Source organism: Pseudomonas sp. GV047 (genome assembly GCF_003058245.1).
Classification (GTDB): Bacteria; Pseudomonadota; Gammaproteobacteria; order Pseudomonadales; family Pseudomonadaceae; genus Aquipseudomonas; species Aquipseudomonas marginalis.
Window position 1 is genome coordinate 43493 of sequence record NZ_QCWA01000006.1, and the last position, 12098, is coordinate 55590.

The following is a 12098-nucleotide window of genomic DNA, read 5'->3' on the forward strand; positions in this document are numbered from 1 at the left end:
TGTGTGAAGCCGTGACGCATGAGCTTAGTTGTTGTTTTAAAGATGCTGGCCGTGGCGGGCCATGATGTGGCGCACCACGCTGTAGTCCTGTAGCGAATCGCTGGACAGATCTTTCCCATACCCCGAGCGCTTCAAGCCGCCGTGGGGCATTTCGCTGACCAGCATGAAATGGCTGTTGATCCAGGTGCAGCCGTATTGCAGGCGCGCGGCGACCTGCATGGCCTTGTCCAGGTTCTGGGTCCAGACGGAGGAGGCCAGGCCGTATTCGGAATCGTTGGCCCAGTCCACCGCCTGTTCCAGTTCGTCGAAGCGGGTCACGGTGACCACCGGGCCGAACACTTCGCGCTGGACGATTTCATCGTTCTGCCTGCAACCGGCGAGCAGCGTCGGCTGGTAATAGAAGCCGGCCCCGGAATGCACGGCCGCGCCGGTGACCCGCTCGATATGCGGCTGGCCGAGGGCGCGCTCGACAAAGCTGGCCACGCGGTCGCGCTGGCGTGTGCTGATCAGCGGGCCGAGTTCGTTATCGGCATCGCGCTTGCCGGCGAAGCGCAGGCTGCTGACGGCTGCTCCCAGCTCGGCGACCAATTTGTCGTGGATGCCCGCCTGGGCGTAGATGCGGCATGCCGCCGTGCAGTCCTGGCCGGCATTGTAGTAACCGTAGGCACGCACGCCTTCGACCACGGCTTGCAGGTCGGCGTCGTTGCACACGATCACCGGCGCCTTGCCGCCCAATTCCAGGTGCGTGCGTTTGAGGGTCTTGGAGGCGGCCTGCAGGATTTTCTGGCCGGTGACGATGTCGCCGGTCAGCGAGACCATGCGCACCTTGGGGTGGCTGACCAGATGGCTGCCGACGCCTTCACCGCCACCGCACAGAATGTTGATGACCCCGCGTGGTAACACGTCCTTCAGGACCGGGGCCAATGCGAGGATCGACAGCGGCGTGTGTTCCGACGGCTTGAACACCAGGGTATTACCGGCCGCCAGCGCCGGGGCGATCTTCCACGCGGCCATCATCAGCGGGTAGTTCCACGGCGCAATCGAGGCCACCACGCCAATCGGATCGCGGCGCACCATGCTGGTGTAGCCCGGCAGGTATTCGCCGCTGAGCTGTCCGGTCTGGCAGCGCACGGCGCCGGCGAAGAAGCGGAACACATCTATGGTGGCGCTCAAGTCGTCCTGGCGCGCCAGGTGCAACGGCTTGCCGCAGTTCAGCGATTCCAGGCGGGCGAGGTAGTCGGCGTGTTTCTCGATGGCGTCGGCGATGCCCAGCAGGATGTTCGAGCGTTGTTGCGGCGTGGTCCGCGACCAGCCGGCAAAAGCGCGGTGCGCGGCGAGGATCGCACTTTCGACCTGCTCGGTGCTGGCTTCGGCGATCTGGGTGAGCACTTCGCCGGTGGCCGGGTTGAGGATCGGCTCGGCAACGCCCTGGCCCTGGACCAGTTCGCCGTCGATCAGCAACGCAGTAAGCAGCGGGGTGGGCGCGCCGGACATTTTTCGTGATCTCTTTTCTTGTGCGGTCATGGGCGTTCTCTTACAAGGCGCCGGACCTTCTCTTATGCATAGACAGAGACTAGAGGTCAGGCGCGAGGTCAACAAATACTAAATACTGAATGCAGCATTCGATTAAATAGATGGCTTGCGCGGGTGTGGTTGTTCCCGCGCAACGGTGAGGAACGGATCCACCAAGGCCGGTCGCGCGGTGCCCCGACGCCAGGCCAGGCCGACGTCCAGGGTCTGGCTGAGGTCGGCAATCGGCCGCGCTTCAATAATGTCGCCCTCCAGGGACCAGGGGCGGTAGGTCATGTCCGGTTGGATCGACACGCCCAGGCCCGCGGCCACCAGGCTGCGCACGGCCTCGGTGGAGGCGGTGCGCAGGGTCACGCGCGGTTGCAGGCCGGCAGCGGCCCACAGGCGCTGGGCGTTATGCCCCATTTCGTCGACGTTCAGCTGAATCAACGGCTCGTTTGCCACGTCGGCGAGGTTGATGCTGTCGTGCTCCAGGAGCGGGTGTTGCGCCGGCAGCCACAGGCGGTGGGGCGAGTGGGTGAGGACTTCGGTCTGCAGGGCGTGGCGATCTTCCAGGTTGGAGAGGATCAGCACGCCCACATCGATCTCGCCGCTGACCAGCAAATGCTCGATATACGGGCGTTCGTCTTCCATCACGCGGATCTCCACGTTGGGGTAGGCGCGCTGGAAGCGGGTGAGCAAATCCGCCAGGTAGTAGCCGGCGACCAGGCTGGTCACGCCGATGATCAATTGCCCGGCGACCTGGTCGGTGCTCTGTTGCAGGCTGCGCTTGGCATTGTCGACGGTGGCGAGGATCAAGTGCGCCTGGCGCAGGAACTGATGGCCCTGGTGCGTGAGGGTCATGCCCTTGGCGTGCCGGTTGAACAGGGTGACGCCGATTTCCTGCTCCAGTTGCTGGATCGCCAGGGTCAGGGTGGACTGGGAAATGAACGCGGTCTGCGCGGCGGCGGAGATCGATCCGGTCTCGGCCACGGCGATAAAATGCCGGATTTGACGCAAGGTCATCATGCTGGAATTACCAGTGGGGTGTTTTTATAGATTTGTCCGAGTGTATATCGGTTTTAGCGAACGGCAGTGGCGTTACATCTGGAAGCACTCTAGATCGCGGCTTTTTGGCACTTAGTTTTACGCTGAGGGCCTATTGGTCCATGAACCCTAGTGTCTGGAGGCTACGAATGAATACCCGTGGATTGCTCGATCAGTTGCTCAAGTCCGGCCAGGACATGTTGCAGAATAAAACCGGCGGCCAGCGCAAACAGGACGATAAAGGCGCCCTCGGCGGGCTGCTCGGCGGCGGCGGTCTGGGCAGCCTGCTCGGCGGTGCGGGCGGTGGCGCCCTGGCGGCGGGGGCGATGGGCCTGTTGCTGGGCAACAAGAAGGCGCGCAAGTTTGGCGGCAAAGCCCTGACCTACGGCGGGCTGGCCGCGTTGGGCGTGATTGCCTACAAAGCCTACGGCAACTGGCAGGCCAAGCAGGCCAACGCGCCTCAGGGCGAACCGCAAACCATCGACCGCCTGCCACCGGCCCAGGTCGAGCAGCACAGCCAGGGGATCCTCAAGGCATTGGTCGCCGCCGCCAAGGCCGACGGCCATGTGGATGAACGCGAACGCGCACTGATCGAAGGTGAATTCACCAAGCTGGACAACGACCGCGAACTGCAAAGCTGGCTGCACGCCGAGCTGAACAAGCCGCTGGACCCGGCCGACGTCGCCCGCGCCGCCGGCACCCCGGAAATGGCCGCCGAGATGTACATCGCCAGCGTGATGCTGGTGGATGAGGAGAACTTTATGGAAAAGGCGTATCTGGACGAATTGGCCCGCCAACTCAAGCTCGAGCCGGGCTTGAAGCTGGAACTGGAAAAGCAGGTACGGCTTAACCAGTAACCAACGGGGCCGGGCAAATCCAACCTGTGGGAGGGGGCTTGCTCCCGATAGCGGTGGTCCAGTTCGAATCTCTGCAACTGACCCACGGCAATCGGGAGCAAGCCCCCTCCCACAGGTGTTTTTGCAATGTGTGTGTGCCACATCGAAACCCATTGATAAATGAGGGCTTCTGCTCAGCTATACTCCCCTCCATTTGAATGGCCCTTCGAGGAAACACTGTGAAGAATTGGACCTTGCGCCAGCGGATTTTGGCGAGCTTTGCGGTCATTATCGCGATCATGCTGCTGATGGTTGTGGTGTCCTACTCACGGTTGCTGAAGATTGAAGCCAGCCAGGAATCGGTGCGTGACGACGCGGTGCCGGGGGTTTACCTCAGTTCGATGATCCGCAGCGCATGGGTCGACAGTTATTTGCAGACCATCGATATCATTGGCCTGCGCGAGGATAAAACCTTCACCAATAGCGATAAATCGGACTACAAGGCCTTCGAATCGCGTATCGAACAGCAGATGGCCAATTACGAAAAAACCGTGCATAGCCAGGCCGATCGCATGGAGTTCGACAACTTCAAGGCCGCCCACATCAATTACAACAAGGTCCTGGCCCAGGTACTCGATCGCGTCGAAGCCAATGACCTGCCGGCCGCGCGCGAGCTCTTGGAAGAGCAATTGACGCCGATCTGGACCGAAGGGCGCATGAAGCTCAATGACATCATCACGGAAAACAAGGCCGTGTCCGACAACGCGACGGCCGCCATTGACGACGCCGTTGCCTCGGCCAAGGTCAGCATGTTCCTGTCGCTGGCCGTGGCGATCCTCGCTGCCGGCCTGTGTGGCCTGCTGCTGATGCGCGCGATCATGGCGCCGATGCAGCGTATCGTCGAGATCCTCGAGACCATGCGTACCGGTGACCTGAGCAAACGCTTGAACCTGGAGCGCAAGGACGAGTTCGGCGCGGTGGAAACCGGCTTCAACGACATGATGACCGAGCTTACGGCCCTGGTGTCCCAGGCCCAGCGCTCTTCGGTGCAGGTCACCACCTCGGTCACCGAGATTGCCGCCACCTCCAAGCAGCAACAGGCCACTGCCACTGAAACCGCGGCCACTACTACTGAGATCGGTGCCACTTCGCGGGAGATCGCTGCCACTTCCAAGGATCTGGTCCGCACCATGACCGAAGTGTCCACCGCCGCCGACCAGGCCTCGGTGGCCGCCGGTTCCGGCCAGCAAGGCCTGGCGCGCATGGAAGAAACCATGCATTCGGTGATGGGCGCCGCCGACCTGGTGAATGCCAAGCTGGCGATCCTCAATGAGAAGGCCGGCAACATCAACCAGGTGGTGGTGACCATCGTCAAGGTCGCCGACCAGACCAACCTGCTGTCCCTGAATGCCGCCATCGAGGCCGAAAAGGCCGGCGAATACGGGCGCGGTTTTGCCGTGGTGGCCACCGAAGTGCGGCGCCTGGCCGACCAGACCGCCGTGGCCACCTATGACATCGAGCAGATGGTGCGTGAAATCCAGTCAGCGGTTTCGGCGGGCGTGATGGGCATGGACAAGTTCTCCGAAGAAGTCCGTCGAGGCATGTTCGAAGTGCAGCAAGTAGGCGAGCAGCTGTCGCAGATCATCCATCAGGTACAGGCCCTGGCGCCGCGGGTGTTGATGGTCAACGAAGGCATGCAGGCCCAGGCCACCGGCGCCGAGCAGATCAACCATGCCCTGGTGCAACTGGGCGATGCCAGCAGCCAGACGGTGGAGTCCCTGCGCCAGGCCAGCTTTGCCATCGATGAACTGAGCCAGGTTGCGGTGGGTCTGCGCAGCGGCGTGTCGCGTTTCAAAGTCTGATGAGCGACCTCGCGGCTAAACGCGGCGCCGTTCCGGCAGCGAAAAAAGCCTTGTTCCTGGTGTTTCACATCGGCAGCGAACGCTTTGCGCTCAAGGCCACGGAGGTGGCCGAGGTGTTGCCACGCCTGCCGCTCAAGCCAATCGCCCATGCGCCACTGTGGGTGGCGGGCATCTTTGCCCATCGCGGGGCGTTGGTGCCGGTCATCGACCTGAGTGCGCTGACCTTCGGCACAGCGGCCCAGGCGCGTACGAGTACGCGCCTGGTGCTGGTCAATTACCAGCCGCACACCTGGGTCGAATCGCGCTGGCTCGGGCTGATCCTCGAGCAGGCCACGGACACCCTGCGGTGCGACCCGGCGGAATTCCAGCCTTACGGCCTGGATAACCGCCAGGCGCGGTACCTGGGGCCGGTGCGGGAGGATGCCCTGGGCCTGATGCAGTGGATTGGCGTGAATGACGTGCTCACCGACGATGTGCGCGCCCTGTTGTTTTCTGCCGAGCTGAGCCTATGAGCAACGACCCGCGTTTCTTTGCCTTCTTGAAAGAACGTATCGGCCTGGATGTCGCGTCGGTCGGCGAGGCCATCATCGAGCGCGCCGTGCGCCAGCGCAGCCAGGCCGTGCAGGCGCAAACGCCAGGGCAGTACTGGCAGCACCTGCAAAGCTCCGAGGACGAGCAACAAGCGCTGATCGAAGCCGTGATCGTCCCCGAGACCTGGTTTTTCCGTTACCCCGAATCCTTTGCGACCCTGGCCCGACTGGCGCTTGCACGCCTGGCCGAGATCAAGCAGATGCGCGCCCTGCGCATTCTCAGCCTGCCGTGTTCCACCGGCGAAGAACCCTATTCCATTGCCATGGCCTTGCTGGATGCCGGGTTGGCGCCGCACCAGTTCAAGGTCCTGGGCCTGGATGTCAGCCCGCTGTCGGTGGAGCGCGCCCGGCGTGGGGTGTATGGCAAGAACTCGTTTCGCGGTGGCGATATTGCCTTTCGCGACCGCCACTTCACGGAATACGGCGACGGGTTCCACATCGCCGACCGCGTGCGCGAACAGGTGCGCCTGCAAGTCGGCAACCTGCTCGACCCGACGCTGCTGGCGAACGAGGCGAGCTACGATTTCGTGTTTTGCCGCAACCTGCTGATCTACTTTGACCAGCCGACCCAGAAGCAAGTCTTCGATGTGCTCAAGGGCCTGACCCATGTGGACGGCGTGCTGTTTATCGGTCCCGCCGAGGGCAGCTTGCTGGGGCGCCACGGCATGCGCTCGATTGGGGTGCCGCAGTCATTTGCCTTCAGCCGGCAGGCCGAACCGGTGAAGCCTGAGCCGGTATTCGTGCCCATGCCGACGCCACCGCGCAGCGCCGCGCCGGTCCCGGTCAAGCCGCGACCGTTCAGCACGGCCAGCAACCAGGCGGGGCCGATCAAGGCGCCGCCCTCCGATGCGGGCACCTTGCTCAGCCGCATCGCCAGCCTGGCCAACGAAGGTAAAAGTGCCGAGGCCCGCGCCGCCTGTGAGCAGTATCTGAACAGTCACCCGCCGGCCGCCCAGGTGTTCTACTGGCTGGGGTTGCTCAGCGACGTGGCCGGCAGCGCCCTGGAAGCCCAGGGGTTTTATCGAAAAGCCTTGTACCTGGAACCCCAGCATCCGCAGGCCTTGATGCACCTGGCCGCCTTGCTCGAGTCCCAGGGCGACAGTGCGGGGGCGCGCCGTTTACAGGCGCGGGCCGCCCGCAGCGAGCGAGCAGACAGTGAGTCCAAACGATGAGTAGCACCGAGGCGCTCAACACCGCAGGCCTGGACTTGACCCTGGCCGACACCCAAGCCATCGACGACTGCTGGAACCGTATCGGTATCCATGGCGACAAGTCATGCCCGCTGCTGGTGGAGCATATCCACTGCCGCAACTGTTCGGTGTACTCGGCTGCCGCCACGCGCTTGCTGGACCGCTATGCCTTGCAGCAGGACGACCGTCGTCCGGTGGCGGCTGCCGAGGTTGACGAAAAGATCATCACCCGCTCGCTGTTGGTGTTCCGCCTCGGCGAGGAATGGCTGGGCATCGCCACCCGCTGCCTGGTGGAGGTGGCGCCGTTGCAACCGATTCATTCGCTGCCGCACCAGCGCTCCCGTGCCTTGCTCGGTGTGGCCAATGTGCGTGGCGCGCTGGTGGCGTGCCTGTCGCTGGTGGAGTTGCTTGGCCTGGAAACAACCCATCAGGGCGCCAGCGGTGGGCGGATCATGCCGCGCATGCTGATCATCGCCGCGCAGGATGGCCCGGTGGTGGTGCCGGTGCACGAAGTGGATGGCATCCATGCCATCGATGAGCGCACCCTGAAGGCGGCGTCGGCCTCGGGTACCCAGGCCAGCGCGCGCTACACCCAGGGTGTGTTGCAGTGGAAAGGCCGTAGCCTGCGGTGGCTGGACGAGGCGCAATTGTTGTCCGCCGTGACCCGGAGCCTCACATGACCCCCGACCAGATGCGCGACGCCTCGCTGCTGGAGCTGTTCAGCCTGGAAGCCGATGCCCAGACCCAGGTGCTGAGCGCGGGCCTGCTGGCCCTTGAGCGCAACCCTACCCAGGCCGACCAGCTTGAAGCCTGCATGCGTGCCGCGCACTCGCTCAAGGGCGCGGCGCGCATCGTTGGGGTGGACGCCGGGGTCAGCGTGGCCCACGTCATGGAGGATTGCCTGGTCAGCGCCCAGGAACGCCGCCTGTACCTGCAACCCGAACATATCGACGCCTTGCTGCAAGGCACCGACCTGCTGATGCGTATCGCCACCCCTGGCAACGATGTCGGCACGGCGGACATCGACGCCTATGTGGCGTTGATGGAGCGCCTGCTGGATCCATCCCAGCCCAGTGCCTACGTCGTGCCGCTGCCCGCTGCGCCTGAGCCCGCCCCGGCGCCGCTTATCGAAGAGCTGCCGCCGGAGCCCGAGCCCGCACCGCCCGTCGCCAGCGATCCGCCGCGTCAGGGCCGACGCATGACCGAAGGTGGCGAACGCGTATTGCGCGTGACCGCCGAGCGCTTGAACAGCCTGTTGGACCTCTCGAGCAAGTCCCTGGTGGAAACCCAGCGGCTCAAGCCCTACCTGGCCAGCATGCAGCGTCTCAAACGGATTCAAAGCCAGAGCGTACGCGCCCTGGATACCCTGGATGGCCAGCTCAAGACCCTGGGCTTGAGCCTCGAAGCCGAGGAAGCCCTGGCCGATACCCGCCGCCTGTTGAGCGAAGCCCAGGCGCTGCTGGCGGAAAAGACCGCCGAGCTGGATGAGTTTGGCTGGCAGGCCGGCCAGCGTGCCCAGGTGCTCTACGACACTGCGCTGGCGTGTCGCATGCGCCCGTTTGCCGATGTACTGGCCGGGCAGGTGCGCATGGTGCGCGACCTCGGCCGCAGCCTGGGCAAGCAAGTGCGCCTGGAGATCGAGGGGGAAAAGACCCAGGTCGATCGCGACGTGCTGGAAAAGCTCGAAGCGCCACTCACCCATCTATTGCGCAATGCCGTCGACCACGGCATCGAAATGCCCGAGCAACGCCTGCTGGCAGGCAAACCCGCCGAAGGCCTGATCCGCCTGCGCGCGTCCCATCAGGCCGGCCTGCTGGTGCTGGAGCTGAGTGACGACGGCAATGGCGTCGACCTGGAGCGCCTGCGCGGCACCATCGTCGATCGGCATCTTTCAACCTGGGAGACGGCCCTGAACCTGAGTGAAGAGGAACTGCTGACGTTCCTGTTCCTGCCGGGGTTCAGCCTGCGCGACAAGGTCACCGAAGTGTCCGGGCGCGGTGTCGGGCTGGATGCGGTGCAGCATATGGTCCGCCAACTGCGCGGCGCGGTGGTGCTGGAGCAGACGGCAGGGCAGGGCAGTCGCTTCCACCTGGAGGTGCCGCTGACCCTGTCGGTGGTGCGCAGCCTGGTGGTGGAAGTCGGCGAGGAAGCCTATGCGTTCCCGCTGGCGCATATCGAGCGCATGTGCGACCTGGCCCCCGACGACATTGTGCAGTTGGAAGGCCGCCAGCATTTCTGGCACGAAGGTCGGCATGTCGGCCTGGTCGCCGCCAGCCAGTTGTTGCAGCGCCCATCGGGGCAGAGCAATGACGAAACCTTGAAGGTGGTGGTGATTCGCGAGCGCGATGCGGTTTACGGGATTGCCGTGGAACGCTTTATCGGCGAGCGCACCCTGGTGGTGCTGCCGCTGGATGATCGCCTGGGCAAGGTCCAGGATATTTCCGCCGGCGCCTTGCTGGACGACGGCTCGGTGGTATTGATCGTCGATGTGGAAGATATGCTGCGCTCGGTGGACAAGCTGCTCAACACCGGGCGCCTGGAACGCATCGCCCGGCGCAGCCAGCAGGCCACCGAGGCACCGCGCAAGCGGGTACTGGTGGTGGACGACTCGCTCACTGTGCGGGAGTTGCAACGCAAGTTACTGCTCAATCGCGGGTACGAAGTGGCCGTCGCGGTCGACGGCATGGATGGCTGGAACGCCTTGCGCTCCGAAGACTTCGACCTGCTTATCACTGATATCGATATGCCTCGTATGGACGGTATTGAATTGGTCACACTCCTGCGCCGTGACAGTCGCCTGCAATCGTTGCCGGTGATGGTGGTGTCGTACAAAGACCGTGAAGAAGACCGCCGTCGCGGGCTGGATGCTGGGGCCGATTATTATCTGGCCAAGGCCAGCTTCCATGATGACGCGCTGCTGGATGCCGTGGTGGAGTTGATCGGAGGCGCGCGGTCATGAGGATTGCGATCGTCAATGACATGCCCCTGGCCGTGGAGGCCCTGCGCCGTGCCTTGAGCTTCGAGCCCCTGCACCAGGTGGTTTGGGTGGCCAGCAACGGCCTGGAGGCGGTGCAGCGCTGCGCCGAACTGACCCCGGACCTGATCCTGATGGACCTGATCATGCCGGTGATGGACGGCGTGGAGGCCACGCGGCAGATCATGGCCGAGACCCCGTGCGCGATCCTGCTGGTGACCGTCGACCGCCAGGCCAATGTGAGTCGGGTGTTCGAAGCCATGGGCCACGGCGCCCTGGATGTGGTGGACACGCCGGCGCTCGGCGTGGGCAACCCCAAGGATGCGGCGGCGCCGTTGCTGCGCAAGATCCTCAACATCGGCTGGCTGATCGGCCAGCGCGGCAGCCGTGTGCGCGCCGAAACCACCCCGGAGCGCAGCACCGGCAAACGCCAGAGCCTGGTGGCGATCGGTTCTTCGGCGGGTGGCCCGGCTGCCCTGGAAATCCTGCTCAAGGGGTTGCCCCGGGACTTTGCCGCCGCCATTGTGCTGGTGCAGCATGTGGACCAGGTCTTCGCCGCCGGCATGGCCGAGTGGCTGAGCAGTGCTTCCGGCCTGCCGGTACGCCTGGCCCGCGAAGGCGAACCGCCGCAAAGCGGGGTGGTGCTGCTGGCCGGCACCAATCACCACATTCGTTTATTGAAGAATGGCACGCTAGCCTATACCGCAGAGCCGGTGAACGAGATTTACCGGCCTTCCATCGATGTGTTTTTCGAAAGCGTGGCCAGCCACTGGAATGGCGATGCCGTCGGCGTACTGCTGACCGGTATGGGCCGTGATGGGGCCCAGGGGCTCAAGCTAATGCGTGAACAAGGTTATTTGACCATCGCCCAGGATCAGCAAAGCTCGGCGGTGTATGGCATGCCCAAAGCGGCGGCGGCGATTGATGCTGCTGTTGAAATTCGCCCACTGGATAGAATTGCGCCCCGATTGCTGGAGGTATTTGCAAAATGATCCACACCTCCCGCGGCTGGCTTGCAGGTAGTAATTCAGGTGACTGCACATGAATGATTTACAGATCGACGACATCAAGACCGACGAAAACGCCGCCATGGTGTTGCTGGTCGACGACCAGGCCATGATCGGCGAAGCCGTACGGCGTGGCCTGGCCCATGAAGAAAACATCGACTTCCACTTCTGTGCCGACCCGCACCAGGCGATTGCCCAGGCCATCCGCATCAAGCCCACGGTGATCCTGCAGGACCTGGTGATGCCCGGCCTCGACGGCCTGACCCTGGTGCGCGAATACCGCAACCACCCGGCCACGCAGAACATCCCGATCATCGTGCTTTCCACCAAGGAAGACCCGCTGATCAAGAGCGCGGCGTTCTCGGCGGGGGCCAACGACTACCTGGTCAAGCTGCCGGACAACATCGAACTGGTGGCGCGCATCCGCTATCACTCGCGCTCCTACATGACCCTGTTGCAGCGCGATGCCGCCTACCGTGCGCTGCGGGTCAGCCAGCAACAGCTGCTGGACACCAACCTGGTGCTGCAACGGCTGATGAACTCCGATGGCCTGACCGGGCTGTCCAACCGCCGCCACTTCGACGAATACCTGGAGCTGGAATGGCGCCGCGCCATGCGTGACCAGACCCAGCTGTCATTGCTGATGATCGACGTGGATTTCTTCAAGACCTACAACGACAGCTTCGGCCACGTCGAGGGTGACGAAGCCCTGCGCAAAGTGGCCAACACCATCCGCGAAGCCAGCAGCCGCCCTTCGGACCTGCCGGCGCGCTACGGTGGCGAAGAGTTTGCCCTGGTATTGCCGAACACCTCGCCGGGTGGGGCACGCCTGGTGGCGGAAAAGCTGCGCATGGCCGTCGCCGCGCTGAAGATCCCGCACATCGCGCCGGCGGAAGGCTCGAGCCTGACCATCAGCATCGGCCTGTCGACCATGACGCCGGTGCAGGGTACCGATTGCCGCCGGTTGATCATGGCGGCGGACAAGGGCTTGTATACGGCCAAGCACAACGGGCGCAATCAGGTCGGTATCGAGTGACTCGAGGCCGCAGCAGATCAAAAGGTGGGAAGGGGCTTGCCCCCTCC

The 12098-nt window shown here is 63.8% G+C and carries 10 protein-coding genes; 8 read left to right on the forward strand and 2 right to left on the reverse strand.

Annotated elements, in window-relative coordinates; translation table 11 throughout:
* Window positions 1-36 precede the first annotated feature (36 nt).
* Window positions 37-1494, reverse strand: a complete 1458-nt coding sequence (locus C8K58_RS16450; RefSeq protein WP_178087835.1) for a gamma-aminobutyraldehyde dehydrogenase — start codon at window positions 1492-1494, stop codon at window positions 37-39.
* A 132-nt stretch (window positions 1495-1626) separates the two neighbouring features.
* Window positions 1627-2538: a LysR family transcriptional regulator gene (locus C8K58_RS16455; RefSeq protein ID WP_027604525.1), complete on the reverse strand. Its 912-nt coding sequence runs from the start codon at window positions 2536-2538 to the stop codon at window positions 1627-1629.
* A 167-nt stretch (window positions 2539-2705) separates the two neighbouring features.
* Here C8K58_RS16455 and C8K58_RS16460 point away from each other — a divergent pair, with 167 nt between their 5' ends.
* From C8K58_RS16460 to C8K58_RS16495, 8 genes are all read left to right on the forward strand, one after another.
* Window positions 2706-3413 (forward strand): tellurite resistance TerB family protein, encoded by a 708-nt coding sequence (locus C8K58_RS16460; RefSeq protein WP_065938734.1) that lies wholly within the window; start codon window positions 2706-2708, stop codon window positions 3411-3413.
* Between the two features lie 218 nt (window positions 3414-3631).
* Complete coding sequence (locus C8K58_RS16465; protein WP_027604523.1) at window positions 3632-5254, forward strand: methyl-accepting chemotaxis protein; 1623 nt, start codon at window positions 3632-3634, stop codon at window positions 5252-5254.
* The gene (locus C8K58_RS16470; protein ID WP_027604522.1) at window positions 5254-5766 is read left to right on the forward strand and encodes a chemotaxis protein CheW; all 513 of its coding nucleotides are present in this window, start codon (window positions 5254-5256) and stop codon (window positions 5764-5766) included. Before C8K58_RS16465 ends, C8K58_RS16470 begins: the two co-directional genes overlap by 1 nt.
* The gene (locus C8K58_RS16475; protein ID WP_027604521.1) at window positions 5763-7016 is read left to right on the forward strand and encodes a protein-glutamate O-methyltransferase CheR; all 1254 of its coding nucleotides are present in this window, start codon (window positions 5763-5765) and stop codon (window positions 7014-7016) included. Before C8K58_RS16470 ends, C8K58_RS16475 begins: the two co-directional genes overlap by 4 nt.
* Window positions 7013-7714 carry a chemotaxis protein CheW gene (locus tag C8K58_RS16480; RefSeq protein ID WP_092356412.1) on the forward strand — a complete coding sequence of 234 codons (702 nt, stop codon included), beginning with the start codon at window positions 7013-7015 and terminating at the stop codon, window positions 7712-7714. Before C8K58_RS16475 ends, C8K58_RS16480 begins: the two co-directional genes overlap by 4 nt.
* The gene (locus C8K58_RS16485; RefSeq protein ID WP_108573938.1) at window positions 7711-9993 is read left to right on the forward strand and encodes a hybrid sensor histidine kinase/response regulator; all 2283 of its coding nucleotides are present in this window, start codon (window positions 7711-7713) and stop codon (window positions 9991-9993) included. Before C8K58_RS16480 ends, C8K58_RS16485 begins: the two co-directional genes overlap by 4 nt.
* Entirely contained in the window at window positions 9990-11000 is a 1011-nt protein-coding gene (locus C8K58_RS16490) for a chemotaxis response regulator protein-glutamate methylesterase (protein WP_092356415.1), read from the forward strand. The genes C8K58_RS16485 and C8K58_RS16490 overlap by 4 nt, the downstream gene beginning before the upstream one ends.
* A 49-nt stretch (window positions 11001-11049) precedes the next feature.
* Window positions 11050-12051 (forward strand): PleD family two-component system response regulator, encoded by a 1002-nt coding sequence (locus C8K58_RS16495; protein ID WP_027604517.1) that lies wholly within the window; start codon window positions 11050-11052, stop codon window positions 12049-12051.
* Window positions 12052-12098: the final 47 nt, after the last annotated feature.